Raw genomic sequence first — 24,988 nt, 5'->3', positions numbered from 1 at the left:
CCGGCCGCCGGGCCATCACAGCACGAAGTCGCCGGCGACGAGGGCCGGGGTACCGGTCAGGACGATGTTGAAATCGGCCGTCGAGTCCCCGTTGATGTCGCCGCCGACGCCCCCGCCCAGCGGGTCGTTGCCGCCCAGCCCGTGCACCAGGTCGTTCTCGTCACCGGCGAAGATCACATTGTCGCCGGCATCTCCAAAATAGACCGCCATGGTCGTTCTCCGTCACAGCCGCGCGCCCGATGGCGCCCCGTGCATGCGAGAGAATGACGCAAGTCCTGTATCAGGCAGATGTCGCGCGCCCCGCCGAGATGTATCGTCCGTATGCGAAGGATGGCCAGATGGCGGCATCGCGCCGGCATTGCGGCGGAGGGACGGCCAAGGCAGCATACGGTCCGAGGCTGGTGCCCAAATCCGGCACGGCCAAGCGACGACAGGAGGGGCATGATGATCCGGCATGCGATGGCATCGTTGGCGCTGGTGGCCTGTGCGCTGGGCGCGGCCGCAGCCTGGGCCGCCTCCCCGCCCGCGGTCGAGGCGCCGGACGGCATGGTGGTGTCGTCGCAGCACCTCGCCTCCGACGCCGGGGCCGAGATCCTGCGGGCCGGGGGCAACGCCGTCGACGCCGCGGTCGCCACTGGCTACGCCCAGGCGGTCACCAACCCCTGCTGCGCCAATATCGGCGGCGGCGGCTTCATGGTCATCCACCTGGCGAAGGACGACCGCGACACCTTCCTGAACTTCCGCGAGACCGCGCCGGCGGCCGCGACCAAGGCGATGTATCTCGACGCCGCCGGCAACCCGGTCAAGGGCGCCAGCCTGTACGGCTATCTCGCCGTCGGCGTGCCGGGCAGCGTGCTGGGGCTGGATACCGCGCTGCAGCGCTACGGCACCCTGCCGCGCGAGCAGGTGATGGCGCCGGCCATCAAGTTGGCGCGCGAGGGCTTCACCCTGACCCGCGGCGACACCGACATCCTCGACGCCGGCGCCAAGCTGCTGAAGCAGGACCCGGTGGCGGCGAAGATCTTCTTCCGCCCCGACGGTTCGGCCTTCAAGCCCGGCGACCGGCTGGTGCAGGCGGACCTGGCCGACACGCTGGAGGCCATCGCCAAGGGTGGGCCGGACGCCTTCTACAAGGGCGCGGTCGCGCAGAAGGTCGAGGCGGCGATGAAGGCCGGCGGCGGGATCATGACCGCGCAGGATTTCGCCGCCTACACCGTCACCGAGACGGCGCCGGTGACCTGCAGCTATCGCGGCTACGAGTTCGTATCGTCGCCGCCGCCCTCCTCCGGCGGTACGACGATGTGCGAGATCCTGAACATCCTCGAAGGCTACGACCTGAAGGCGCTGGGCTGGCATTCCGCCGCCGGGGTGCATCTGATGGTCGAGGCGATGCGCCACGCCTATATGGACCGCAACACCTATCTCGGCGACCCGGCCTTCGTGAACAACCCGTTGGACCGGCTGCTGAGCAAGGATTACGCGGCCCAGATCCGCACCAGGATCCTGCCGGACAAGGCGACCCCGTCGAAGGAGGTGCAGCCCGGCGCCACGCCGCATGAGAAGACCGAGACCACCCACTATTCGGTGGTCGACAAGGACGGCAACGCGGTGTCGGTGACCTACACCATCAACGGGCTGTTCGGCGCCGGGGTGATCGCGCCCGGCACCGGCTTCCTGCTGAACGACGAGATGGACGATTTCACGATCAAGCCCGGCGTGCCGAACCTGTTCGGGCTGGTACAGGGCGAGGCCAACGCCATCTCGCCGGGCAAGCGGCCGCTGTCGTCGATGGCGCCGACGCTGGTGACCAAGGATGGCGAGATCGTGCTGGTGCTGGGCAGCCCGGGCGGGGCGCGCATCATCACCATCACGCTGCAGGCGGCGCTGAACATGATCGATTTCGGCATGGCGCCGCAGGAGGCGGTGGACGCGCCGCGCATCCACCATCAGTGGTTGCCGGACGAAGTCTTCGCCGAGCCCTACGCCCTGTCGCCCGACACGGTGAAGCTGCTGGAGCAGATGGGCCACAAGGTGACGGTGCAGTCGCCCTGGGGCGCCACCGAGCTGATCGCGCTGCAGCCCTCCGCGGCGGCGGCCGGGTCCACAACCGCCTCCTCCGGCAACGACCGGGCCTTCGGCGGCAAGATGCTGCCCGGCTTCGTCTACGGCGCCAACGACAACCGCCGCCCGGCCGGGCTGGCGGTGGGCGAATAGCTATCGACTGTTGGCGCGGTCGCGCGGCGGCCGCGGCGGCGGCTGTGGCGAGGGCGGCCGCGGTGCGCCATCCGACGCGGAAGGCGTCTCCTCGAAGAACAGGCGCCGCAGGAAGCCGGGGGCCAGCACCGACAGCGGATTCACCGAGACCGAGGGGTCGGCGAAGGAGCCGCGGATCGTGTAGGTGAAGGCGAACAGCCCGCCGCCCTCGCCGCCGGTCAGGATGTCGCCGATCAGCGGGATCGAGCTGATCACGCTGTTGATGTGGTAGATCGGCACGATGGTGCCGGCGAGATCGATGGTCTCGGCCCTGAGATCGATCAGCCCGTCGAAGGCCAGGCCGAGGTCGCCGCCGGCCCCCCGCCCCTGCTTCAGCGTGACCCGGCGCTGCGCCGCGGCGTAGGTGAAGTCGGCGTCGAGCCGGTTGAAGGTCAGGCCGCTGGTGCCGAACAGGTCCTGCAGGCCGGAGGGCGAGGTGGCGGCCAGGAGCCGCGCCATGCCCGGCGCGTCGTGCAGCACGAAGTTGCGGGCGTCGAACTGCCCTTCGATCGCGCCGGTGACGCCGTTGCGGGTGCCGGTGGCCAGCAGACTGCCGCCGGTGATGTTGTCCGCGATGTCGAAGACCTGCAGCGTCTCGCCGGCATCCTCGCTGCGCACGGTCAGGATCTGGTGGTCCGGCTGGCCCTGCTGCGGCGTCAGGCGCAGGTCCATCGGCGCCCCCCCGGGCAGTTGCGCCGCCAGGGTCACGTCCTGCAGGTTGGTGGTGCGGCCGATCGCCCGCCCGTGCACCGCCCGCAGCGACCGTCTTTCGCCGAAGGACAGCTCCCCGACATCGAAGGTGGCGTCGATCCGCGGACCGGGGGCCGGGCTGGTGGTGGAGCTGGAGTCGGCGGCCTTGCCCTGCGCTGCGCGACGCTGCTCCAGGATGCCGGAGACGTCGAGACGCGAGCCGGTGAGCGCCAGTCGGTAGCTGTCCGGGCCCAGCACCTCGACCTGGCCCTTGACGTCGTTCGGGCCCTGCCGGAACGAGGCGATGCTGAGCTGCGCCAGCGACCCGTCGCGGGCGAAGTCGGCGCTGCCGGAGGCGCTGATGTCGCCGCCCGAGACGCTGAACTGCGAGACCTTGGCGACGCGCTCGCCGGCCAGGGCCAGGCTGACCGTCCCATTCGCCTTGTCGCCGGTGGGCTTGACCCAGCCGATCGGGTCGATCGCGATCCGCGCGTCGGTGAGATCCAGCTTGGCGTCGAGCGTCGCCGCCCCACCGGACCGTTTGGCGTAGTCGACGTCGATGCCGACGGTGCCGTCGACCGGCTCGAACTCCGGCAGGCGCAGCGCTGCCCGTGCCGCGGCGGTCAGGGTGGTCTGCGCCGACACCCTGGTCTGCACGGCCGAGTCGTCGAACGCCTCCTGCCAGGAGAAGGCGACCGGCACGGTGTTGATCTGGCCCTTGCCCGCCAGCGTCATGCCCGCCTTGTCGAGCGTCAGCTTGGCATCGGCGCCGGCCAGGTCGTAGCCGGGCTTGGCGGCGGCGATGCCGACATCGCTGAGCGTGCCCTCCACGCCCATGCGGATCGCCTCGAACGGCAGGTCGGCCAGCAGCGAGAAGCCGAAATGCAGCCGCGCCGCCGCCCGGCCGGACATGCGGTCGGGCACCAGCCCGACCTTCTTGGCGTAGCCCAGCCGCGGCTGGTCGAGCACCGACATGATCGTCTTCACCGGCCCCTCGACCCGGGCGTCGATGTCGATCACCTGGTCGTGCAGGTCGAGCCCGGTGATGGTGATGTCGGAGGGCTGCAGCGCGATGTCCTGCAGGCGCCCCCCGGCCGTGACGATGCGCATCGTTGACTGGTTGAAGCTGGCCGCGGCGTTGAGGCCCGTGATCGGCGGCAGCCCCTTGAAATAGGTCACCGTCATGTCGCGCGCCTGCAGCGTGCCGTCGGCCGCGACCAGCGTCACCGCCTCGGGGTTGGACAGCGGCGCCCGGGCGTGCAGGCTGAACTCGGTGCGGTCCAGCACGCCGTCACGCAGGTTGGCTGTGATCCAGTCGCGCAGCCCACTCGGCACACCCGGCGGCCAAAGGCTGTCCAGCAGGTCGACCGGCAGGTTGGTGACGGCCCCGGCCGTGATCGCCTCGAGCGTGTCGCCGACCGCGTCGACCTGACCGGACAGGGAGATCCTCGGCCCGCCGAGATCGATGCTGAAATCGTCGAGTGTCAGGCGCCGCTTTGGCAGGTCGACCGAGCCCGACAGGCTGGTCCGGGCGGCGTCGAACGACTGGCTCCACAGGAGCGGCAGCTTGAGCCGGGTCTCGATGCTGGTCAGCGAGAACCGTCCGGTCGTCGGCTGGAAGTGGGAGTCGAAATCGGCCTCGAGCCGGCCGGACACCGGGCTCTCGATCGCCTCCAGCGGCGCCAGCACCGGCGAGATCCGGGTCAGGGCCGCGGGGACGACATTGGCGAAGGTGATCGTCGCCTGCCCGCTGCGGCTGGCCCGCTGATACCGGATCTCGCCATCGAACTGGGCCGTCCGATCGCCGGACACGACAGACAGCGACGCCAGGCCCTCGACGCCACTCGTGCTGCGACGCAGGTCGGCCGAGGCCCTGGGCGCGATCCAGCTGCGTCCCAGCATGCGGTCGTCGATGCGGACGCTGCCGTCGACCAGCGTCAGGCGGGTCAGCGACGCGATCGGGCTGCCCTCGCTGCCGAGTTGGGCGTCGAGCGCCGCCAGCAGATCCTTGACCACGTCGCGGGTCGGCGCCCCTTGCGCCGGCGTCGATGCCCCGCCCTCTCCGGCCTCGCTGCCGCCGAGCCCGAAGCTGAACTCCCCGGTCTCGGTCCGGGTCACCCGCAGATGCGGCCGGATCAGGTCGATCCGCAACGGCGCCACCACCCCGCGCAGCAGCTTCGGCATGCTGACATCGGCCGTAGCCTCCGGGGTGAACGCGATCAGCGTCCCGTCCTTCTGGCGCACCCGCACGTCGCGCGCGGCCAGCGCCGCCGGCCGGTCGAACCCCTCCCAGCGCAGGGACAGCGCGCCGATCTCGACCGTGGCGTCGCGGTCGGCGAGGGCCTGCTCGACATAGGGAGTGAGGAAATCGATCTCCAGCGGCCCGGAGGACAGCCGCCATGCCAGCACGACGACGATGAGGGCAAAGCCCGCGACCGCCAGCCCGACGATCTCGGCCAGGATCTTCAGCGCCCTCATCCCGAACGTTTCACCCTCGCTTGACCCATCCCCGCGGGACCCCGATGCTGCGCCCGCACCTTAGGCACATGGACAGCGCGATGCCACGTTACGAAGCTGCATTGGCTGATGCCGTCTGGCCCCGCGCGGGCGATCCGGACCGTGCCCGGCGCGGCGTCGAACGGTGGCTTGAACGCGCGACCGAGCAATCCGATCCCGAGCTTCGCGATTTTGCCGTGGCGCTGCCAGACGACCCGCAGGGACGAGCGCTGCTGGAGGCGGTGTTCGGCGGCAGCCCCTATCTGACTGAGCTGGCGCTGCGGACCCCGGCGACAGTCCGGCGCTTCCTCGCCGACGGCCCCGATGCCGCCGTCGCTGCGGAGCTGGCGGCCCTGCGCGCCGACACCGCCGCCGAGGCCGACACCACCCGGCTGATGCAGGCATTCCGCCTGGCCAAGCGCCGCGTCGCCCTGCTGATCGCGCTGGCCGATATCGGCGGGCTGTGGCCGCTGCAGCAGGTGACCGGCGCCCTGTCCGACCTCGCCGAGACCACCCTCGACCTCGCCGTCGCCCATCTCCTGGCCCGCGCCACGGCCCGCGGCCTGCTGCGCCCCGAGGCGGTAGCGGCGCCTGACGCCTCCGGCCTGATCGTGCTGGGCATGGGCAAGCTGGGGGCGCGGGAGTTGAACTATTCCAGCGATGTCGACCTGATCATCCTCTACGACGCCGAGAAGGTGCCGACCGACCGGCAGGACGACCTCGGCCAGACCTTCACCCGGATGGCCCGCGACCTGGTGCGGATCATGGAGGAGCGGACGATCGACGGCTATGTGTTCCGCACCGATCTGCGGCTGCGGCCCGACCCCGGCGCGACGCCACCGGCGGTGTCGCTGGCGGCGGCCGAGGGCTACTACACGACCCTGGCGCAGAGCTGGGAGCGCGCGGCGATGATCAAGGCCCGGCCGGTGGCGGGCGACCGCGCCGCCGGCGACGCCTTCCTCGACTTCCTGATGCCCTTCATCTGGCGCCGCAACCTCGACTTCGCGGCGATCCAGGACATCCACGCGATCAAGCGGCAGATCCACCACCATCACGGCCATGGCTCGGTCGCCATCGAGGGCCACGACCTGAAGCTCGGCCGCGGCGGCATCCGCGAGATCGAGTTCTTCGTGCAGATGCAGCAGCTGATCTTCGGCGGCCGCGAGCCGAAGCTGCGCCTGCGCGGCACGGTCGCCGGGCTGGACAGGCTGGCCGAGGCCGGCCGGATCGACCGCGGCACCGCCGCCAGCCTGGCCGAATGCTACCGCTTCCTGCGCCGGGTCGAGCACCGCATCCAGATGCTGGAGGACCACCAGACCCATGCGCTGCCGGAGGACCCGCGCGAGGTCGACGCGCTGGGCACCTTCCTCGGCTTCCCGGATCCGGCGTCGTTCCGCACCACGTTGACCGACACGCTGCGGCTGGTCGAGAGCCGCTATGCCGAGCTGTTCCAGGAGGACCGGCCGCCCGAGGGCAGCGTCACCCTGGTCTTCGCCGGCGTCGACGACCATCCCGGCACGGTCGAGACGCTGCAGCGGCTGGGCTTCGCCCGGCCGCCGGAGGCGATCGCCGTGGTGCGCGGCTGGCTGCACGGCCGCTATCGGGCGCTGCGCAGCGAGCGGGCGCGCGGCCTGATCACCGGGCTGGTGCCCCGGCTGCTGTCGATCGTCGGCGGCACCGCCGACCCGGACGCCACGCTGCAGCGGCTGGACGGGTTCCTGGCCCGGCTGCCGGCCGGCGTCCAGCTCTTCGCTTTGTTTAACGTCAACCCCGATCTCCTTGATCTCCTTATCGATATACTCGGTTTCGGCGGTCGGATCGCGGATTATCTGACGGCCCATGCCGGCCAGCTGGAAGCGGTGCTGGCGCCGGGCTTCTTCAGCACCCTGCCGGGGCGGGAGCGGCTGCAGGAGCGGCTGGCGGCGGAGCTGGCGACGGCGCGCGACTTCGAGGACATGCTCGACGTGCTGCGCCGCTGGACCAACGACCAGCGCTTCCGCGCCGCGGTGCACATCCTGCGCCGCCTGACCGAGACGCCGACCTGCGCCGCCTTCCTGTCCGACGTCACCGAGGTCGCGCTGCAGGCCCTGGTGCCGCGGGTCGAGGCGGAGTTTGCGCGGCGGCACGGCCGCTTCCCCGAAGGCGGGATCGCCCTCCTCGCCATGGGCAAGCTCGGCGGCCGCGAGATGACCATCCGCTCCGACCTCGACCTGATCATGATCCACGACGCCGGCGCCGACCAGATGTCGGACGGCGACAAGCCGATCGGGCCGATGGTCTACTACACCCGGCTGATCCAGCGCCTGGTCTCGGCGATCACCGCACCGACGGCGCAGGGCGCCTTGTTCGAGGTCGACATGCGGCTCAGGCCCTCCGGCAATGCCGGCCCGCTGGCGACCAGCCTGGAGGCCTTCACCGCCTATCAGCGCGGCGACGCCTGGACCTGGGAGCACATGGCCCTGACCCGGGCTCGGGTGATCCACGCCGACGGTCCGCTGCGCGGCCGGATCGAGGCCGAGATCCGGTCGCTGCTGGCCCTGCCCCGCGACCTGGACAAGCTGCGCCGCGACATCGCCGAGATGCGCGGCCGGATGGCGCGCCAGCGCGACAGCGGCGACATCTGGAACATCAAGCATTTCCGCGGCGGCCTGGTCGATGTCGAGTTCATCGCCCAGTACCTCCAGCTGCGGCACGCCGCCGACTATCCGGAGATCCTGCACCAGGCCACGGCCGAGGTGCTGCGCCGCGCCGCGGCGGCCGGCGTCCTGCCCGAGGCGGAGGCGGAGACGCTGCTGCGGGCACTCGCGACCTGGCAGCGGGTGCAGGCCTTCCTGCGCTTCGCCGTCGAGGACAGGTTCGACCCAGCCGAAGCCTCCGACGCCATGATCCGCGGCCTGCTGCGCGCCGTGGCCGAGGATGCCGCCGCCGACCCGCCGGAGGATCTCGACGCCGCCGCAGCCGGGATGCGGCGGTGGGCGGCCAAGGTCATGGCCGTGTTCGACCGCCTGATCGGGCCGCCGCCGACGGACGAGCTTGCCACCAAGCCTGCGGCATCCTAGTCAAACGCAGCGAATCCCGCCTGGAGAGATCCGAATGAGCGTCGAGATCGGCAAGCCCGCCCCGGACTTCACCCTGCCCAAGGCCGGCGGCGGGACGATCTCGCTTTCGGCCCTGCGCGGCCGCAAGGCAATCGTCTACTTCTATCCGAAGGCCGACACCTCAGGCTGCACCAAGGAGGCTTGCGGCTTCAACGACGCGCTGCCGGAGTTCGAGGGCGTCGACGCGGAGATCATCGGCATCTCCAAGGACCCGGTGCCCGCGCTGAACAAGTTCGCGGCGAAATACGGCCTGACCTTCACCCTGGCCTCGGCCAAGGACGACGACACGGTCGAGCGCTACGGCGCCTGGGTCGAGAAGTCGATGTACGGCCGGAAGTATATGGGCATCGACCGGTCGACGGTGCTGGTCGACGAGCAGGGCATCGTCCGTGGCCTGTGGCGCGGCGTGCGGGTGCCCGGCCATGTCGAGGCGGTGCTGGCCGCGGCGCAGAAGGGCTAAGCTGCCTCCCTCGCCAGGAAGTCGATGACGGCACGGACGGCCGGCAGCTGGCCGCGTCGGTGCGGCGTCAGCAGCGTCGTCCACACCGTGCCGGCCTCCCACTCCGCCAGGACCGGCGCCAGCGTGCCGGCGGCCCGCGCCTCCGCGGTCATGGTCTCGGGCCCGCAGGCGATGCCCAGCCCGGCAGCAGCCGCCTTCAGCAGCACGACGGATTCATCGGCCATGAAGCTGGACGCCGGCGCGACCTGCGCCTCGCGGCCGTCGCGGTGGCGCAGCCGCCAGATCGTAGGGCCGGTCAGCAGCCCGTCATGGTCCTTGAGATCCGCGGGCTCCTGCGGCACGCCGCGGCGCGCCAGATAGTCCGGCGCCGCCACCAGCGTGATCCGCTCGACCGCCATCCGCCGCTGCACCAGATCGGAATCCGGCAGCGGCGCGAAATGGCTGCGCACCGCGATGTCGAAGCCCTCCTGCACCAGATCGACGAAGCGGTCGGTGACGTGCAGTTGCAGCCGGATCTTCGGGTAGGCCCGGGCCAGCGCCGGCAGCAGGCCGGACAGCCGGGACTGCGCAGTCGGCACGGAGGCGGTGATCCGGACGGTGCCGCTGGGCTCCGTCAGACGGCGGAGGACCACGCCCTCAGCCGCTTCCGCCTCGATCATCGCGCCGCGGGCATGGTCATAAAAGTCGCGCCCGAGCTCGGTCAGCACGAAGCTGCGCGAGGTGCGATGGATCAGGCGGGCGCCGAGCGCCGCCTCCAGCTCCGCGACGCGCTTGCTGATGGTCGATTTCGGCAAGCCCAGCCGCCGTGCCGCCGCGGCGAAGCCGCCGCTGTCCACGGCCTGGACGAATAGGCCGAGGTCATTGAGGTTGAGCATATCCGTCGTCCATATGTGTGGACCTCAAGTCCATATCAGCACGGCTACAGGCCCAAAGTCCACATAGGCATATTCCCCGGGTGACCGAAACAAGGAAACCCCAACATGGAACCGATCCTCTTCTACGGCGTGCCCTCGGGCTGCTCCTTCGGCTCGATCGTGGCGCTGGAATGGCTCGGCGAGCCATACCGGCTGAGCCGCGTCGAGATGCCGGAGGTGGTGCAAAGCGAGGCCTATCGCCGCCTCAACCCGGTCGGCGAGACGCCGACGCTGATGACGGCGGACGGCCGGCTGATCAGCGAGAGCATGGCGATCCTGAACCATCTCGGCGCGCGCGGCGTCGACAAAGGCCTGTCCTTCGTCCAGGGCAAGGCCGGCTTCGACCGGCTGAACCAGGCGCTGGGCTTCCTCAACACCGCCTTTTTCAACGCCTTCAGCCCGCTGTGGTACGCGCTGGAGCACGGCGTCGAGGGCGTGGAGCGCGACGCGCTCCGGGCCTTCGGCGCAGCCAAGGTGGCGAAGGCGCATGCCGATCTGGAGGCGATGCTGGGCGGACGGGACTGGCTGCTGGGCGACCGGACGCTGGCCGACGCCTATTTCATCGGCATCGCCCGCTGGACCAAATATCACGACGTGGTCGACCGCCGGGACTACCCGGGGCTGCAGCGCCTGTTCGAGCGGCTGGAGGCCGACCCGGCGGTGCAGTTCGCCCATGCGATCGAGCACGGCGACCCGGCCCGCAGCAGCGGCGGCTTCCGCGGCGAGATCGGCCTGGAGGAGGCTCTGGGCCGGGTGCGGCAGGCGGCCTGACGACCGCCTGCGACACCCATCTCAGAAGGAATAGGCGTCCATCGCCAGCGCCCCCATGGTGACGCTGGCATGGAGCCGGCGGCCGGGCAGGTCGCCGGCGCCGAGGGCAACGAAGAACGGCAGGAAATGCTCGTCCGCCGGATGGTTCTTCACTGCCTCGGGCGCCAGGCGGCGGTAGTTCAGCAGGTCCTCGGTGCGGCCCTCGTCCACCGCCGCCGCCACCCAGTCGATGAACGCCCGGGCCCAGCCGGAGACCGGCGCATCCGGTCCGCCGCGCCAGTCCAGCGCCCGCAGATTGTGGGTCAGCGACCCCGAGGCCAGGACCATCACTCCCTCGTCCCGCAGCCCGCGCAGCGCCTGGCCCACCGCGTAGTGGTGCGCCGGGTCGCGGTGCGGCTGGATCGACAGGGTCGCGACCGGGATGTCGGCCGCCGGATACATCCGGCGCAGCGGCACCCAGGCGCCGTGGTCCAGGCCGCGCTTGTCGTCGATCTCCACCGGCAGCCCGGCCGCGGCAATCCGCTCGGCGGCGAGGCGCGCCAGGCCGGGCGCGCCGGTGGCCGGGTAGCGGACCTGGTACAGCGGCTCGGGGAAGCCGTGGAAATCGTGGATCGTCTCCGGCTGCTGCGCCGCGCCGAGCGTCGGCACCTCGGTCTCGAAATGGGCGGAGGCCAGCAGGATCGCGTCCGGACGCGGCAGCGACGGCCCGAGCGCGTCGAAGAACCGCCCCGCCGGCTCGTCCGACAGCGCCAGCATCGGCGAGCCATGGGAGACGAAGAGCGCGGGCATCGTGGACATGATTGATCTCCAGGGCGGGGCGGCACGGGACGGCCGGCCGCGACCTCCGCCGTCTCGCCATATTGCGCCTCTCGGGGGTTTTGATAATCCGGCGTGACATCAAAAGATTGTTGATCCATTTTTGACAATCATGGATCGCCTGACCACGCTGGACCTGTTCGTGCGGATCGTCGATGCCGGCAGCTTCGCCGCGGGGGCGGAGCAGCTGGGCCTGTCGCGGGCACTGGCCAGCCGGGCGATCCTGGATCTGGAGACCCGGCTCGGCACCCGCCTGCTGAACCGCACCACCCGCCGGCTGAGCCTGACCGAGGCCGGCGCCGCCTTCTACCGTCGGGCGCAGCGCATCACAGCCGATGTCGTCGAGGCCGAGGAGGAGGCCGCGGCGCTGCACGCCCGGCCGCGCGGCCTGCTGCGGGTCAATGCGCCGATGAGCTTCGGCGTGCTGCATGTCGCCCCGGCAATGGCCGGCTATCTCGAGCGCTACCCCGAAGTCTCGGTCGACCTGACCCTGAACGACCGGGTCGTCGACCTGCTGGAGGACGGCACCGACCTGGCGATCCGCATCGGCCGGCTGGCCGATTCCTCGCTGATCGCCCGCCGCCTGGCCCCCTGCCGCATCCTGCTCTGCGCCGCGCCGTCCTATCTCGCGGCGCACGGCACTCCGGCGCATCCATCCGAGCTCATCCGGCACCGCTGCATCGCCTATGCCTATGGCGGCGACCGGGGCGAATGGGTGCTGACCGGGCCGGAGGGCGAGGTGCGAATCCGCATCGGCGCCCGGCTGCAGATCAACAATGGCGACGCCATCCAGGCCGCGATCCGCGAGGGCTACGGCATCGCCCGGCAGCCGGACTTCATCGCCGCGCCGGACCTCGCCGCCGGCCGGATGGTCCAGATCCTCCCGGAGTGGCGGCTGCCGGAGCTCGGCATCCACGCCGTCTACCCGCCGGCCCGCACCCTGTCGGCCAAGGTCCGCAGCTTCGTCGACTTCCTGGCCGAACGCTTCGCCCGCCCGTCCTGGAGCCTCGACAGCCGCAGCTGAAGCCGGCAGTCTCGCCGCATCCCGCCAGCGAGGCCCGCATGAGCAAGACCGCCGCCGACATCGTCGACTTCGCCACTGCCCGGTCCGAGGACGCGACCTGGCGGCCGGACCCGGCCAAGGTGCTGAACGGCGATCCGCTGCAGACGGCGCGGAACTTCTACAGCGATCCGACCGGCCAGTTCTCGGCCGGGATCTGGGAGGCCGCGGTCGGCGCCTGGCGCGTGAACTATACCGAAGAGGAGTTCTGCCACCTGCTGTCCGGCACGGTGGAACTGGCCGACGAGACCGGGGACACCCGCCGCTTCGAGGCCGGGGCCAGCTTCGTCATCCCCGCCGGCTTCGCCGGGACCTGGGCAAACGTGACCCCGGCCCGCAAGCTGTACGTGATCTACGAACGGAAGGACTGAGGGCTCCACTTCCCAGCGGCTTGCGGAGTGACAGCGAACTGACAGTCTCGCTGCGTTCCCGAACGAAGTCGGCATGGGATAAGCCCTACTCCGCCAGCGGCTCGTAGAAGGCGGCGGCGAAGCCGGCGAGGTCGCGGGCCGGCACGTTGAAGGGCCGCTTCAGCCTGGCCCGGAAATACCGCCGCACCAGCTCGTGATAAGTCGGGATCGGCGCCCTGCCCTGGCGGCCGCATTCCCATTCGAACCAGCGCCGGCCGGCTGCGACATGGCCGATCTCGTCGGTGTAGATCCGGTGCAGGATGCGGGCGCTGTCGGCGTCGCCGGCGCGCTCCAGCCGCTCCACCGTCTCCGGCGTCACGTCGAGGCCGCGCGCCTCCAGCACCAGCGGCACCACCGAGAGCCGGCCGAGCAGATCCGCCGCCGTTTCCTCCGCCGCCTGCCACAGCCCGTCATGCGCCGGCAGGGCGCCGTAGCCGGAGCCGAGCTCATTCAGCCGCACCGACAGCAGCCCGTGATGCGTCGCCTCCTCGTCGGCGACCTTGACCCAGTCGTCGAAGAACCCCTCCGGCGTCTCCGCCGTGGCGAAGCGGGCGATCAGGTCCCAGCTCAGGTCGATCGCGTTCAGCTCGATATGGGCCAAAGCGTGCAGCAGGGCGATCCGTCCCGCCTCCCCGCCCAGGCGCCGCTTCGGCATGTCGCCCGGGCGCCGCAGCTCCGGCCGCGCCGGCCGGGCCGGGCGCGGCGGCGGGCGGCGCGTGCCCAGCACCGGGATCGCGCGCTGCCGCCAGGCCGCGGCGGCCTTATGGCTCAGCTCGATCTTGCGCAGCGGATCCGCCGTGTCCAGCACGGCGACGGCGAGGTCGGTCAGGGCGTCCATGGCTCCTCTTACACCAGGACGGCGCTGCGCCGGAATAAGGGCCTGTCCGGACCGAACGGCATGTTCATCGTCCGCAACGGCGACGACTTCATCCGCGCGCTGCAGGGCGCGCCGGCGACACCGCTGACATCGCTGTTCTCCGCCATCGGCGGGGTCGAGTTCATCCGGCCGAAGGAGACGCCGGAGGTGATCACGGGTGCGCCGACGCTCGACCCGAAGACGATCAACAACGCCTGGGGCTACTGGTTCGCCGGCAACGCTTGGAAGACCTGGAAGGTGGCGCTGGGCAAGCCGACCCCGATCATGGGGCCGATCCTCGACAAGAGCCTGATGCCGCTGACCCTGCCCACCACCGCCTAGGCCCTGGTCCATGGCCGCCCGCTCGACGCCGTGTAACCACTATGAGCCGATGCTGGGCGTCTGGCTGAAGTCGGCCTATCCCGACGTCGACAAGCCCGAGAGCCTGGCCAATTGCGACGAGGAGGGCCGGCCGTTCCTGGCCATGCTGCCGACGCTGGGCAAGCGGCTGGGCTTCAAGGAGGACGAGCTGCCGCAGCTGGTCGACTGGTTCTACACGCTGCCGGTCCGCAAGCGCGACTTCTTCATCGACAACGCCCTGCAGGTCGAGTCGAACGACAAAGGCGACTACCCGATGGGCACATACGACGCCAATGCCCGCAACGGCCCGAACATCCAGCGCCACCAGATCCACACCATCGAGGATCTGGTGCTGTTCGCCGAGCAGTACGGCTTCGGGCTGCCGAAGCCGTAGCGCGGCGGCGGGCCTCTGTCAGGCCGTCCCGGTCATCACCGCGGCGAACTGCTCCATCGCCCAGTCGACCTGGTCGCGGGTGATCACCAGCGGCGGCGCGATCCGGATCGTGTCGCCATGGGTGTCCTTCGCCAGAACGCCGCGCTTCTGCAGCGCCTCGCAGTAGCGGCGGGCGCCGCCGGCCTCCGGATGCAGCTCGACCGCCAGCATCAGGCCGCGGCCCCGCACCTCGCGGATCAGGTTGCTGCGCAGCCCGGCCAGCTGGGCCTGGAAATACGCACCCTGGCGCTCGGCATTCTCGATCATCTCCTCCTCGACCAGCACCTTCAGCGCGGCCCGGGCGACGGCGCAGGCCAACGGGTTGCCGCCGAAGGTGCTGCCGTGCTGGCCGGGCTTGAGCACGCCGAGCACCTCGGAGTTCGAGAGCACGGCCGAGACCGGGTAGAAGCCGCCGGACAGCGCCTTGCCGACCAGGGTGACATCGGCCTCGATGCCCTCATGCGCCTCGGCCAGCAGCTTGCCGGTGCGGCCGAGCCCGGTCTGGATCTCGTCCAGGATCAGCGTGACGTTGTGCCGGGTGCACAGCTCGCGCACGGTCTTGAAGTAGCCGGCCGGCGGGATCATCACCCCGGCCTCGCCCTGGATCGGCTCGACCAGGAAGGCCACGGTGTTCGGGGTGATCGCGGCCTCGAAGGCAGCGGCGTCGCCGAACGGCACGACCTTGAAGCCGGGCGCGAAGGGCCCGAAGCCGCCGCGCGCATCAGGGTCGGTCGAGAAGCCGACGATGCCGAGCGTGCGGCCATGGAAGTTGTTCTCGCAGACGATGATCTCGGCCTGGCCGTCGGGCACGCCCTTGACCTCGTAGCCCCATTTCCGCACCGCCTTGACCGCGGATTCCACCGCCTCGGCGCCGCTGTTCATCGGCAGCACCTTGTGCGAGCCGGTGAGCGCCGCGATCTCGTCGTAGAACAGCGCCAGCTGGTCGTTGCGGAAGGCGCGCGAGGTCAAGGTCAGCTTCTGCGCCTGCTCGACCATCGCCGCCAGGATCTTCGGGTGGCAATGACCCTGGTTGACCGCGGAATAGGCCGAAAGGCAGTCAAGGTAGCGGTTGCCGTCGACATCCCAGACCCAGACGCCCTCGCCGCGCGACAGCACGACGTCGAGCGGCTTGTAGTTGTGGGCGCCGAGGCGGGCTTCGGTCTCGATGAGAGTGGTCGCCGATGTGGCCATGGTCCTGCTCCTGTTCCCGTCCTATAGCGCGCCTGAGGCCGCGCGCTCGACCGCCCCGACCCGCTCGATGATCTGCCGCCCGAACAGGCTGGAGACCAGGTCGACCAGCAGCAGGGCGCTCTTGCCGCGGTCGTCGAGGAAGGGGTTCAGCTCGACCACGTCGAGCGACCCGACCAGGCCGCTGTCGTACAGCATCTCCATGATCAGATGCGCCTCGCGATAGGTCGCCCCGCCCGGCACAGTGGTGCCGACGCCCGGTGCGATCGACGGGTCGAGGAAGTCGACGTCGAGGCTGACATGCAGCACGCCGTTGCGCGCCGCGACCTTGTCGAGGACCCGCCGCATCAGCACCGAGACGCCGTATTCGTCGACCAGGCGCATGTCGAACACCTCGACGCCGCGGCGGCGCAGCAGCGCCCGCTCCTCGCGGTCGATCGAGCGGGCGCCGAGGATGGTCAGGTTCTGCGGGTCCAGCCGCTCGCGCGGCTCAGCGCCGAACACGTCGTCCAGCCCGGGCTCGCCGCACAGCAGGGCCGCCGACATGCCGTGCATGTTGCCGGACGGCGTGGTCGCCGGGGTGTTGAAGTCGGCATGGGCGTCGAGCCACAGCACGAACAGCTCGCGCCCGGCCTCGCGGCAGTGGCGCAGCACGCCGTTGACCGTGCCCATCGACAGGCTGTGGTCGCCGCCTAGGAAGATCGGCAGGACGCCCTGGTTTATCAGGGCGTAGGCGCGGTCGCTGAGGATCCGGGACCAGCCCGCGATCTCCGGCAGGAACCGCATCTGCGGCGTCTCGACGACGGCGGGCAGAGGCCGGGCCGGGGCGAGGTCGCCCTGGTCCTCGACCTCGAAGCCGAGGCCCTGCAGGCTGGGCAGCAGGCCGGCAGTGCGCAGCCCGGCCGGGCCCATCACCGCGCCGCGATGGCCGGCCCCGACCTCGACCGGCGCGCCCACCAGGGCGATGCGCGAGGGGCGATCCTGTCCGCGATCGGTCTGCGTTCCGTCCATCTCTGCCATCCCTGTCGGCGGGGTGTGAGACCTGATTATCCCCTCACGAGGGGGTGACATAAAGCCGGCATCTTGGCTATTTTGCTCAATGGATCTAGCAAATTGGCAAGGCGTACTGATCAGAATGGACGATCTCGACCACAAGCTGCTGTCGCTGCTGCGGGCCGATGCCCGCACCCCGGTCTCCACCCTCGCGCCGGCGCTCGGCGTCTCCCGCGCCACGGTGCGGGCGCGGATCGACCGGCTGGTCGACACCGGCGTGATCCAGGGCTTCACCATCGTGGTCAAGGCCGGCAGCCAGCCGAACCCGATCCGCGCCATCACCATGGTCGAGGTCGAGGGCCAGGCCGCCGACCGGGTGATGCAGCGGCTGCGCGGCTTCCCGGAGGTGCGGGCGCTGCATTCGACCAATGGCCGCTGGGACATATTGGCCGAGATCGAGACGGCGACGCTGGAGGAATTCGACCAGACGCTGCGCCGGATCCGGCAGGTCCAGGGCATCTCGCAGACCGAGACCAGCCTGATGCTGTCCTCGATCCGGACCCGGACCGAGGCCGCCGCCTGACGCCGGCGAATTCGTCGTACATTTATAACGAAACATTTGTGCGCCGGCGGCGTTGAACAAGCCGACCCGGTCGGCTAGGGATTGCAGCCGACCGCCCCCACCGCCTCGAGGAAGACGATGAGAATCAGCCCGCGCGTGCAGAAGATCCTGTCGAACTACGACAGCGAGAACCCGGCGGTGAAGGCCAAGCTCGCGCAGCTCCTGATGAACGGCCGCCTCGGCGGCACCGGCAAGATGATCATCCTGCCGGTCGACCAGGGGATCGAGCACGGGCCCGCCCGCAGCTTCGCCGTCAACCCCGGCGGCTACGACCCGTTCTACCACCACCAGCTGGCGATCGATGCCGGGCTGAACGCCTATGCCGCGCCGCTGGGCCAGCTCGAGGTGTCGACCGGCAAGCTGTACGGCCAGGTGCCGACCATCCTGAAGCTGAACCATTCGAACAGCCTGTCCCGCCTGAGGGAAGACGCCGACCAGGCGATCTTCGGGTCGGTCGAGGACGCGCTGCGGCTGGGCTGCACCGCCATCGGCTTCACCATCTATCCCGGCTCCGACCAGGGGCTGGAGCAGATGGAGGAGATCGCCGAGCTGATCCGCGAGGCCAAGGCGGTCGGCCTGCCGACCGTGCTGTGGTCCTATCCGCGCGGCGGCAACATCACCAAGGACGGCGAGACCGCGATCGACGTGGTGGCCTATGCCGCCCATCTGGCCAGCCAGCTCGGCGCCCATGTCATCAAGGTCAAGCTGCCGACCGACTTCATCGAGCAGAAGGAGGCGAAGAAGGAGTTCGACGGCGCCAGGATCGCGATCGGCACCCAGGCGGAGCGCGTCGCCGAGGTCATGCGCTCCTGCTTCGCCGGCCGCCGCATCGTCGTGTTCTCCGGCGGCGCCGCCAAGGACACCGCCTCGGTGCTGGACGACGCCCGCGCCATCCGCGATGGTGGCGGCAACGGCTCGATCATCGGCCGCAACTGCTTCCGCCGGCCGCGGGACGAGGCGCTGGAGCTGCTGGACACCCTGGTCCGCATCTTCCAGGGCAAGGAATAGACCCTGAGCGACTCCCGCATCTATATCGCGATCCCGCCGGAGCTCGATCCGGCGGTGTTCGCGGCCGCCCTCGGCGCCGGCGACGTCGCCTGCGTCGAGATGGCGGTGCCGGCCGATCCGGCCGCGGCGAAGGCGGCGGTCGAGCGGCTGCGCGGCATCGCGCAGGAGCGCGGCGTCGCCTTCCTGTTGCGCGACGACGCGGCGCTGGCGGCCCGGTCGGGCTGCGACGGCGTCGTGGTCGGCCCCGGCGCCTACGGCGCGGCGCGCAAGGCCGTCGGCACCCAGGCGATCGTCGGCGTCACGGTCGGCACCAGCCGGCACGAGGCGATGGAGGCCGGCGAGGCCGGCGCCGATTTCGTCGGCTTCGACGCCGATACCGAGATCGTGTCCTGGTGGACCGAAATGATGGAAGTGCCCTGCGTCGCAGCCCTCCCCGAGGCCGATTTCCGGCGCGTGGCGGCAGAAGGCTGGACCGATCCGCAGGCGGCGGTCGCGGCAATCCACGGCCTGGGCTGACCAGCCGGCGGGCGCCTGTTTTGCGCCTGGTAATGAGGTCGTATATACTTCCTCAGTATCCGCCGGATGCGAGATGACGACCATGCCGAAAGAAGCCGTCTTCACGATGAAGCTCGAGGCGGAGCTCCGCGACGCCTTCATGGCTGAGGCCGAGGCAACCCACCGGCCAGCCTCGCAGGTAATGCGGGAGCTGATGCGCGAATTCGTCCAGCGCCGGCGCGAGGAGCGCGAATACGACGACTTCCTGCGCCGCAAGGTCGAGATCGCGCGTGCGTCGATGCGGGCCGGCCGTGGTCGGTCGAATGAAGAGGTCGAGGCCGAGTTCGCGGCCCGGCGGGCGGAACTGTTGCGCGAGGCTGACGAGACCGATTCGTGAAGGTCATCTGGACGCCGGAAGCCGAGCAGGATCGTAGCGATATTCAGGATCGTATAGCCGCCGACAACCGCTCGGCGGCGAGCCGGATGGATCGGCGTTTCGGGGAGACAGCGGCAAAGCTGGCCGACTTCCCGATGCTCGGCCGCGCTGGGAAAATTACTGGTACACGCGAGTTGATCCCGCATGAGAACTATCGCCTCGTATATGAGATCGAAGGCGACACAGTGTGGGTCCTGGCACTGGTCCACACCGCCCGCCAATGGCCGCCGACACCGACAATGGACTGATGCCTGGCCCTTGAGATCGGCTCTCCGGCCAGACCATCATCGCAAGGATTCCGGCCGCACCCTTTGGAGCGCCGTGACATGCCTGGAGCGAAGTCTTGTTACCTTTTGTGGGCAATCTCCATCCCACAATCAGAACATAACAAGAACATTTAGGTCAAGAGAAATACTCCGGGACCGATACTGCGAGGGCAGCGAGGCCATCCATGGCACAGCGCAAACGCAGGCATGGATGGCTTCGCCTCGCAAATGACGGCGAAAGGGGCCTATGCCCCTACTCCACCACCTTCAGCGGCCGGCCGGTGCGGCCGCGGCGGACGGGCTTGGCGGGGGCCGGCGCCACGGCGGCGAAGACCTCGCGCATCCGATCGAGGCGCAGCTTGACCTCGCCCGTCACCGGGCCAGCGGCGGAGGCGGCCGACTCGATCACGGCGAAGGCGCCGTCGCGGGTCGCGGCGTCGTTCGGCAGCAGGCCCGGCAGGGCGGTCATCGCCTCCTCCGGCAGCCAGCGCAGGATCAGGTATTGCTGGCGCATCGCCGCCTTGAATTCGGCCAGCGAGGCCCAGTGCCCCGGCAGCCGGTCGGCATAGAGCTGGCGCAACGTGGCGAAGCCGCGCTCGTCCACCGCCCGCATCGGCCAGATCACATAGAGGATGGCGCGCAGCACGGCGGCGTGGATGTCGCCCTCGGCGACCTCGGCCCGCAGCGCCTCGCGCTCCTCCTCCGGCTCGCTGCGGCGTGGCGGGCGGCGGTCGGCCAGGGTGCCGTCGCCGACGCCGAGCATGGCCTGCAGCACCGGGTTGCCATAAATCGTGTAGAAGCTGCTCTCGATCCAGCGGTCGCGCAGGTCGCGCCAGCCGTCCAGCGCGGTGACGATCTGGCTCGACACCAGGTCCTGGAAGGCCAGGAACGGGTTGTCCGGCGCCGCCGGGCGGCGGTTCGCCCGCACTTGCTCGGCCGCCATCGCCACCGGCAGCATCGCCGGGTTGCGGTTCGAGAACAGCGAGTATTGCAGCCGCGCCGGGCTCAGCCGCCGCCCCATCTCCGCCGCCGGCTCATTGGCCATGGCCTGGACCAGCGGGCGGGCCGTCGAGGTGTAGAGGGAGCGATTGATCTCCGACACCCGCGCGGCGGTGGCGAAGGCCTTGTCCTCGTCGGCGGTGTTGATGCCGAGCGCTCGCAGGTCGTTGATGCTGCGCGCCTCGAACCGCACCACATGGTCGCCGCGGATCAGCCCGGCATTCGGGTCGTCGGCCTGCTTTTCGATGATCACCGCCTCGTAGAGGCCGGGCGCCAGCGTGTCGATCAGGTCGATGTTCTGGATGAACTCGTTGTGCTCCTTCGCCGCGACGCGGCCGGAGACGAAGATGCCGAGATGGCCGATGTCGTCATGGATGGCGTAGATGATGGTCTGGCCGTTGGCGACGATGTCGTCGGTCGAGTCGTACAGGTCGAGGATCCAACCCAGCGCCTGCTGCGGCGGGGTGATGTTGTCGCCCTGCGAGCAGAACACCACGATCGGCGAGGTGATGTTGCGCAGGTCGATCGGCTTGCCGCTCGAGGTTTCGAGCTGCCCGGCCGTCAACTTGTCGCCGACGAACAGGTCCTCGGTGATGGTCTCGATCTCGTTGGCATTGAGCTGGACGTAACCGCCCCACCACTTCTCGAAGCTGAGATAGCGCGCCACCTCGGTGTCGACCTTGCTGTACAGGTTGTACTGCTTGGACCACAGCGTGTTGGCGGGGTTCAGGCTCTCGAAGTTCTGCACCAGATGGGCGCCGTCGTAGCGGCCGTTGCCGAGGTCGGCACTGAACGCCGCCGGCCAGCCGCCGCCGGCGAGGCCGCCGAGATAGCGCATCGGGTTTTTGCCGCGCGGCCCGTCCCAGTAGGACAAGGGCGCGCCGGCCAGGATCATCGGCCCGACGATGCCGGGCTTGACCGCGGCCAGCATCGCCAGCGCCCAGCCGGCCTGGCAGTTGCCCATGACGCAGGGCTTACCCTCGGCCTTCGGGTGGCGCTCGGCGACGATGCGCAGGAATTCGGCCTGGGCCCGGCCGATATCCTCCAGCGTCTGGCCGGCCACCGGTACCGGCAGGAAGCCGATGAAGTAGCAGGGATGGCCGGCGCGCAGGGCCCGGCCGATCTGGCTTTCCGGCTTCATGCCGCCGATGCCCGGGCCGTGGCCGGCGCGCGGGTCGACGACGACGAAGGGGCGCTTGTCCGGGTCGACCGTCACGCCCTCGGGCGGCACGATCCGGACCAGCATGTAGTTGCAGGGCCGCTCCAGGGTGCGGCCGTCGAGGATCAGCTCGAACTGGTAGGACAGCACATGCGGCGTCGGGTCGGCCGCATGTGCGAGATACTGGTTGCCGCGCTGGCGCATCACGTCCCAGAACAGCACGCTGCGCTGCGCCGCATCGACCCAGTATTCGACGGCAGACGCCCAAGGCTCGGCCCAGGCGGCGCTGAGCGCGGCGCTCTGGTCGGCAGTACCCGTCATATCACCCGTCCTCTTCCTTCGACCGCGGACGACGGTCCGCAGCGGGGCTTTCTGCCCTCACGGTAGAACGAATGGGCATACCCCGTCGTTCCGCCTTTGGTCGGATGATATACGAAATTCGTTGGTTTACATACGGTCCGGGATCTGGATTCCGAGCAGGTCCAGCACCTGCTCCAGCTGCCGTAGCGTCAAGGCCGTGAGGCCGAGCCAGGAGGCGCGGCGTGCCGGATCCGGCTCGCTCAGAACATGGCAGGCGTCGTAGAAGCGGCTGAATTCCCGCGCCAGGGCATAGGCGAAGTCGCACAGCTCGTTCGGCGCCCGCTTGTCATAGGCGTTGCGCACCGCGTCGGGCAGCTGCCCGAGTTGCAGCATCAGCGCCCGGTCGGCCTCGTTCGCCGCCGGCAGGATGGCGCCGGGCGCGTCGCCCTGCCCGTCCGCGCGGCGCAGCAGCGACTTGGCGCGCACCGCGGCATATTGCAGATAGGGGCCGGTCTTGCCCTCGAAGCGCAGCATGCGGTCGAGGTCGAAGACATAGTCCGAGGACGGGTTGTTCGACAGGTCGGCGAACTTGACCGCGGCGATGCCGACCCGGCGGGCGATCTCGCGCCGCTCCTCCTCCGGATAGCCCTCGGCCAGATGCGCCTCCTCCAGCCGCTTCAGCGCGATCTCGGTGGCGGTGTCGAGCAGGTCGTACAGCTTCATGACGCCGCCGGCGCGGGTCCGGAACGGCTTGCCGTCCGGCCCGTTCATCGTGCCGTAGCCGAGATGCTCAAGCGCCGATTTGTGGTTCAGCCCGGCCTTGCGGGCGGCGCGGAACACCTGCTCGAAATGCAGCGACTGGCGCCGGTCGACGACGTAGAGGCCGAGGTCGGGGTCGAGCGACTGGCGCCGGTCGACGATGGTGGCGAGGTCGGTGGTGCCGTAGGTGAAGGCCCCGTCCGACTTGACCAGGATCAGCGGCGGCACCTCCTTCTTGTCGCCCTCCTCGGCGACCCGGACGATGACGGCGCCGTCATCGGTCTCGGCCAGGCCCCGCGCCTTCAGGTCGTCGACCATCGGCTCGATCAGGTCGTGGACGGCGGCCTCGCCCTTCCACAGGTCGAACCGCACGCCCAGCGCGCCGAATTCGCGCTGCATGCCGGCGACCGAGACGTCGATGAAATGCTGCCACAGCGCGCGGTAGCCGGGCCGGCCGGCCTGCAGTTCCGCCGTCGCCTGCCGGCTCTCCTCCATCCGCGCCGGATCGGCCTTGGAGGCCTGGGACGCGGCGGGGTAAAGGACTTCGAGGTCCTCCATCGTCACCGGGCTCTCGGCCGGATAGGGGCCGGTGAAGCCGGGATCGAAATACGGCAGGTCCGGCTGGCGGCGGGCGATCTCGCTGATCACCATGCCCATCGGCGTGCCCCAGTCGCCCATATGCACGTCGCCGATCGCCTCGTCGCCGGCGAACAAGACCAGCCGGCGCAGGCTGTCGCCGATGATCGACGCGCGCAGGTGACCGACATGCATCGGCTTGGCGATGTTCGGCCCGCCATAGTCCAGCACCACCCGGCGCTGCGGGTTGGTCTTCGGCACGCCCAGCCGCTCGTCCCGGGCCTGGGCATCGACATGGGTGGCGATGGCCATATCGGTCAGCGACAGGTTGATGAAGCCGGGGCCGGCCAGCGACACGGCGCTGAACTGCGGGTCCGCCTTCAGCCTCTCGGCCACCTTCTCCGCGATCTCGCGCGGATTGGCGCCGACGCGCTTGGCCGCCGGCAGCGCGCCGTTGCACTGGAAATGGCCGAGATCCGGCCGGTTCGAGACGATGACGTGGCCGAGCTCGGGCGGCAGCCCCTCCGCGGCGAAGGCGGCGGCGACAGTTTCGGTCAGCTTCGAGGCGAGCGAGGACATGCGGGCAGATCTTCCGGGTTGCCCGCGGTTTTTAGGAGGCGGGCGCGTCCGAGGCAAGGCCGCCCGCGGTCAGGCGTCCCATGCCGGAATTGATCCGCTGCATCAGCGCCGTCTTCACGGCGCCGACATTGGCGGTGGCGAGGGGCGCGCTGACCGTCAGCTCGACCACCCCGGCGCCCGGCTTGGACAGGTCGACGAGCTTCGACACGGCGACCGCGGGCTCCGCCCCCGGCGCCAGACGCGGATCGGCCTTCAGCGCCGCGACGATGTCGCGGGCCAGGTCCTCGCCCGCCGGGCCGGCCGGCGCCGGGAAGGTCAGCTCCATCTTCGCCAGGCCGGGATAGGTCGAATTGTTGACGATGGCGGCGCCCCAGACCGCGCCGTTCGGCAGCAGGATCTGGACATTGGCCGGGGTCACCAGCTCGGTCATGAACAGCGACAGCGACCGGACGGTGCCGGCCTTGCCCGCGACCTCGACTGCGTCGCCGATCTTGAACGGCCGGAAGATCAGCAGCATCACGCCGGCCGCCAGGTTCGACAGCGTACCCTGCAGCGCCAGGCCGATGGCCAGGGAGGCGGCGCCCAGCACCGCCACCAGGCTGGTGGTCTGGATGCCGAAGATCTGCAGCACGGCGATGACGACGACGGCGAGCACCAGATAGCGCATCAGCGACGCCAGGAAGTCGGCGATCGTCGGGTCGACATGGCGGGTGCGGCCGGCGAGGCGCAGCAGCCAGCGCTCGATGAATCGCGCCAGCCACCAGCCGAGGCCGAGCAGCACGATCGCATAGAGTGCGTTGAGGCCGTAGAAGGCGAACAGCGCCCACAGGTTGTCGAAATTGATCATCGGCGGTCCGGATGCGGTGTCGGCGAGGCCGCCCGCGGCGGCGGACGTCACTTCGCTAACACACCGCGGCGGGGATCGATCCCGGGCCGGCGCCAGCCCGTCGGCCGTCACCCGGTGTCGGCGGCCTCCAGGTCGTCGGCGGCC

General features: G+C 70.1%; 23 protein-coding genes. 13 read left to right on the top strand and 10 right to left on the bottom strand.

The window, feature by feature from the left end; genetic code table 11:
- Positions 1-15: 15 nt before the first annotated feature.
- A complete protein-coding gene (locus FFK22_RS30705) occupies positions 16-210 on the bottom strand; it encodes a hypothetical protein (protein WP_138890279.1) in 195 nt (64 codons plus the stop codon).
- A gap of 234 nt (positions 211-444) precedes the next feature.
- Here FFK22_RS30705 and ggt point away from each other — a divergent pair, with 234 nt between their 5' ends.
- Entirely contained in the window at positions 445-2,214 is a 1,770-nt protein-coding gene (gene ggt / locus FFK22_RS30700; protein ID WP_138890280.1) for a gamma-glutamyltransferase, read from the top strand.
- Here ggt and FFK22_RS30695 read toward each other — a convergent pair whose 3' ends face one another.
- Positions 2,215-5,421: an AsmA-like C-terminal domain-containing protein gene (locus tag FFK22_RS30695; RefSeq protein ID WP_138890281.1), complete on the bottom strand. Its 3,207-nt coding sequence runs from the start codon at positions 5,419-5,421 to the stop codon at positions 2,215-2,217. It lies immediately after the preceding gene.
- A 44-nt stretch (positions 5,422-5,465) separates the two neighbouring features.
- On the opposite strand from FFK22_RS30695, the gene FFK22_RS30690 reads away from it, so the two are divergent.
- Together FFK22_RS30690 and FFK22_RS30685 are read left to right on the top strand one after the other, a co-directional pair.
- Complete coding sequence (locus FFK22_RS30690; RefSeq protein WP_306770196.1) at positions 5,466-8,498, top strand: bifunctional [glutamine synthetase] adenylyltransferase/[glutamine synthetase]-adenylyl-L-tyrosine phosphorylase; 3,033 nt, start codon at positions 5,466-5,468, stop codon at positions 8,496-8,498.
- Positions 8,499-8,532: 34 nt separating this feature from the next.
- Positions 8,533-8,997 carry a peroxiredoxin gene (locus tag FFK22_RS30685; RefSeq protein WP_138890283.1) on the top strand — a complete coding sequence of 155 codons (465 nt, stop codon included), beginning with the start codon at positions 8,533-8,535 and terminating at the stop codon, positions 8,995-8,997.
- Here the strand turns inward: FFK22_RS30685 and FFK22_RS30680 are convergent.
- On the bottom strand, positions 8,994-9,872 hold the full coding sequence (locus tag FFK22_RS30680; protein WP_138890284.1) for a LysR substrate-binding domain-containing protein: 879 nt from the start codon (positions 9,870-9,872) through the stop codon (positions 8,994-8,996). The two genes, FFK22_RS30685 and FFK22_RS30680, sit on opposite strands and share 4 nt — an antisense overlap.
- A 105-nt stretch (positions 9,873-9,977) precedes the next feature.
- On the opposite strand from FFK22_RS30680, the gene FFK22_RS30675 reads away from it, so the two are divergent.
- The gene (locus FFK22_RS30675; RefSeq protein ID WP_138890285.1) at positions 9,978-10,682 is read left to right on the top strand and encodes a glutathione S-transferase family protein; all 705 of its coding nucleotides are present in this window, start codon (positions 9,978-9,980) and stop codon (positions 10,680-10,682) included.
- A 21-nt stretch (positions 10,683-10,703) separates the two neighbouring features.
- Here the strand turns inward: FFK22_RS30675 and FFK22_RS30670 are convergent, their stop codons facing one another.
- A complete protein-coding gene (locus FFK22_RS30670) occupies positions 10,704-11,480 on the bottom strand; it encodes a dioxygenase (RefSeq protein ID WP_138890286.1) in 777 nt (258 codons plus the stop codon).
- 130 nt (positions 11,481-11,610) lie between these two features.
- Between FFK22_RS30670 and FFK22_RS30665 the strand changes: the two genes are divergently transcribed.
- Together FFK22_RS30665 and FFK22_RS30660 are read left to right on the top strand one after the other, a co-directional pair.
- The gene (locus tag FFK22_RS30665) at positions 11,611-12,522 is read left to right on the top strand and encodes a LysR family transcriptional regulator (RefSeq protein WP_138890287.1); all 912 of its coding nucleotides are present in this window, start codon (positions 11,611-11,613) and stop codon (positions 12,520-12,522) included.
- Positions 12,523-12,560: 38 nt separating this feature from the next.
- Positions 12,561-12,929: a cupin domain-containing protein gene (locus FFK22_RS30660; protein ID WP_138890288.1), complete on the top strand. Its 369-nt coding sequence runs from the start codon at positions 12,561-12,563 to the stop codon at positions 12,927-12,929.
- Between the two features lie 85 nt (positions 12,930-13,014).
- Here the strand turns inward: FFK22_RS30660 and FFK22_RS30655 are convergent, their stop codons facing one another.
- The gene (locus FFK22_RS30655) at positions 13,015-13,806 is read right to left on the bottom strand and encodes a ferritin-like domain-containing protein (RefSeq protein WP_138890289.1); all 792 of its coding nucleotides are present in this window, start codon (positions 13,804-13,806) and stop codon (positions 13,015-13,017) included.
- A gap of 60 nt (positions 13,807-13,866) precedes the next feature.
- Between FFK22_RS30655 and FFK22_RS30650 the strand changes: the two genes are divergently transcribed.
- Complete coding sequence (locus FFK22_RS30650) at positions 13,867-14,166, top strand: hypothetical protein (protein WP_138890290.1); 300 nt, start codon at positions 13,867-13,869, stop codon at positions 14,164-14,166.
- 10 nt (positions 14,167-14,176) lie between these two features.
- A complete protein-coding gene (locus tag FFK22_RS30645; protein WP_138890291.1) occupies positions 14,177-14,578 on the top strand; it encodes a hypothetical protein in 402 nt (133 codons plus the stop codon).
- Between the two features lie 18 nt (positions 14,579-14,596).
- Here the strand turns inward: FFK22_RS30645 and rocD are convergent, their stop codons facing one another.
- Together rocD and rocF are read right to left on the bottom strand one after the other, a co-directional pair.
- Positions 14,597-15,808: an ornithine--oxo-acid transaminase gene (rocD, locus tag FFK22_RS30640; protein WP_138890292.1), complete on the bottom strand. Its 1,212-nt coding sequence runs from the start codon at positions 15,806-15,808 to the stop codon at positions 14,597-14,599.
- 21 nt (positions 15,809-15,829) lie between these two features.
- On the bottom strand, positions 15,830-16,816 hold the full coding sequence (gene rocF / locus FFK22_RS30635) for an arginase (protein ID WP_138890293.1): 987 nt from the start codon (positions 16,814-16,816) through the stop codon (positions 15,830-15,832).
- A gap of 124 nt (positions 16,817-16,940) precedes the next feature.
- Here rocF and FFK22_RS30630 point away from each other — a divergent pair, with 124 nt between their 5' ends.
- The 5 genes from FFK22_RS30630 (at position 16,941) to FFK22_RS30610 (ending at position 19,607) form a co-directional block, all read left to right on the top strand.
- Positions 16,941-17,381 (top strand): Lrp/AsnC family transcriptional regulator, encoded by a 441-nt coding sequence (locus FFK22_RS30630; RefSeq protein WP_138890294.1) that lies wholly within the window; start codon positions 16,941-16,943, stop codon positions 17,379-17,381.
- A 117-nt stretch (positions 17,382-17,498) separates the two neighbouring features.
- Positions 17,499-18,428: a class I fructose-bisphosphate aldolase gene (locus FFK22_RS30625; protein WP_138890295.1), complete on the top strand. Its 930-nt coding sequence runs from the start codon at positions 17,499-17,501 to the stop codon at positions 18,426-18,428.
- Positions 18,429-18,482: 54 nt separating this feature from the next.
- Positions 18,483-18,944, top strand: a complete 462-nt coding sequence (locus FFK22_RS30620; protein ID WP_138890296.1) for a thiamine phosphate synthase — start codon at positions 18,483-18,485, stop codon at positions 18,942-18,944.
- Positions 18,945-19,017: 73 nt separating this feature from the next.
- Complete coding sequence (locus FFK22_RS30615; protein WP_306770195.1) at positions 19,018-19,320, top strand: antitoxin of toxin-antitoxin stability system; 303 nt, start codon at positions 19,018-19,020, stop codon at positions 19,318-19,320.
- Positions 19,317-19,607: a type II toxin-antitoxin system RelE/ParE family toxin gene (locus tag FFK22_RS30610; protein ID WP_138890297.1), complete on the top strand. Its 291-nt coding sequence runs from the start codon at positions 19,317-19,319 to the stop codon at positions 19,605-19,607. Before FFK22_RS30615 ends, FFK22_RS30610 begins: the two co-directional genes overlap by 4 nt.
- Before the next feature lie 271 nt (positions 19,608-19,878).
- On the opposite strand, the gene FFK22_RS30605 is transcribed toward FFK22_RS30610, so the two are convergent.
- From FFK22_RS30605 to FFK22_RS30595, 3 genes are all read right to left on the bottom strand, one after another.
- Positions 19,879-22,104, bottom strand: coding sequence for a DUF3141 domain-containing protein (locus tag FFK22_RS30605; protein WP_138890298.1), 2,226 nt, complete (start codon positions 22,102-22,104; stop codon positions 19,879-19,881).
- A 126-nt stretch (positions 22,105-22,230) separates the two neighbouring features.
- Positions 22,231-23,997: an arginine--tRNA ligase gene (gene argS, locus FFK22_RS30600; RefSeq protein WP_138890299.1), complete on the bottom strand. Its 1,767-nt coding sequence runs from the start codon at positions 23,995-23,997 to the stop codon at positions 22,231-22,233.
- Positions 23,998-24,028: 31 nt separating this feature from the next.
- Positions 24,029-24,844, bottom strand: a complete 816-nt coding sequence (locus FFK22_RS30595) for a mechanosensitive ion channel family protein (protein ID WP_138890300.1) — start codon at positions 24,842-24,844, stop codon at positions 24,029-24,031.
- Positions 24,845-24,988 lie beyond the last annotated feature (144 nt).

This window comes from Mycobacterium sp. KBS0706 (assembly GCF_005938675.2).
Taxonomy (GTDB): domain Bacteria; phylum Pseudomonadota; class Alphaproteobacteria; order DSM-16000; family Inquilinaceae; genus Inquilinus.
The sequence above is the reverse complement of the archived record's forward strand: the minus strand, read 5'-3'. Positions and strand labels throughout refer to the sequence as shown.

Excerpts from the sequence above, each read along its gene's own strand:
- ggt (WP_138890280.1), top strand. The coding sequence starts at position 445 with ATGATCCGGCATGCGATGGCATCGTTGGCGCTGGTGGCCTGTGCGCTG.
- FFK22_RS30680 (WP_138890284.1), bottom strand. The coding sequence starts at position 9,872 with ATGCTCAACCTCAATGACCTCGGCCTATTCGTCCAGGCCGTGGACAGC.
- rocF (WP_138890293.1), bottom strand. The coding sequence starts at position 16,816 with ATGGACGGAACGCAGACCGATCGCGGACAGGATCGCCCCTCGCGCATC.
- argS (WP_138890299.1), bottom strand. The coding sequence starts at position 23,997 with ATGTCCTCGCTCGCCTCGAAGCTGACCGAAACTGTCGCCGCCGCCTTC.
- FFK22_RS30630 (WP_138890294.1), top strand. The coding sequence starts at position 16,941 with ATGGACGATCTCGACCACAAGCTGCTGTCGCTGCTGCGGGCCGATGCC.
- FFK22_RS30595 (WP_138890300.1), bottom strand. The coding sequence starts at position 24,844 with ATGATCAATTTCGACAACCTGTGGGCGCTGTTCGCCTTCTACGGCCTC.
- FFK22_RS30705 (WP_138890279.1), bottom strand. The coding sequence starts at position 210 with ATGGCGGTCTATTTTGGAGATGCCGGCGACAATGTGATCTTCGCCGGT.
- FFK22_RS30660 (WP_138890288.1), top strand. The coding sequence starts at position 12,561 with ATGAGCAAGACCGCCGCCGACATCGTCGACTTCGCCACTGCCCGGTCC.
- FFK22_RS30685 (WP_138890283.1), top strand. The coding sequence starts at position 8,533 with ATGAGCGTCGAGATCGGCAAGCCCGCCCCGGACTTCACCCTGCCCAAG.
- FFK22_RS30690 (WP_306770196.1), top strand. The coding sequence starts at position 5,466 with ATGCTGCGCCCGCACCTTAGGCACATGGACAGCGCGATGCCACGTTAC.
- FFK22_RS30625 (WP_138890295.1), top strand. The coding sequence starts at position 17,499 with ATGAGAATCAGCCCGCGCGTGCAGAAGATCCTGTCGAACTACGACAGC.
- FFK22_RS30615 (WP_306770195.1), top strand. The coding sequence starts at position 19,018 with ATGACGACCATGCCGAAAGAAGCCGTCTTCACGATGAAGCTCGAGGCG.
- FFK22_RS30665 (WP_138890287.1), top strand. The coding sequence starts at position 11,611 with ATGGATCGCCTGACCACGCTGGACCTGTTCGTGCGGATCGTCGATGCC.
- FFK22_RS30655 (WP_138890289.1), bottom strand. The coding sequence starts at position 13,806 with ATGGACGCCCTGACCGACCTCGCCGTCGCCGTGCTGGACACGGCGGAT.
- FFK22_RS30675 (WP_138890285.1), top strand. The coding sequence starts at position 9,978 with ATGGAACCGATCCTCTTCTACGGCGTGCCCTCGGGCTGCTCCTTCGGC.
- FFK22_RS30645 (WP_138890291.1), top strand. The coding sequence starts at position 14,177 with ATGGCCGCCCGCTCGACGCCGTGTAACCACTATGAGCCGATGCTGGGC.
- FFK22_RS30605 (WP_138890298.1), bottom strand. The coding sequence starts at position 22,104 with ATGACGGGTACTGCCGACCAGAGCGCCGCGCTCAGCGCCGCCTGGGCC.
- rocD (WP_138890292.1), bottom strand. The coding sequence starts at position 15,808 with ATGGCCACATCGGCGACCACTCTCATCGAGACCGAAGCCCGCCTCGGC.
- FFK22_RS30670 (WP_138890286.1), bottom strand. The coding sequence starts at position 11,480 with ATGTCCACGATGCCCGCGCTCTTCGTCTCCCATGGCTCGCCGATGCTG.
- FFK22_RS30695 (WP_138890281.1), bottom strand. The coding sequence starts at position 5,421 with ATGAGGGCGCTGAAGATCCTGGCCGAGATCGTCGGGCTGGCGGTCGCG.
- FFK22_RS30650 (WP_138890290.1), top strand. The coding sequence starts at position 13,867 with ATGTTCATCGTCCGCAACGGCGACGACTTCATCCGCGCGCTGCAGGGC.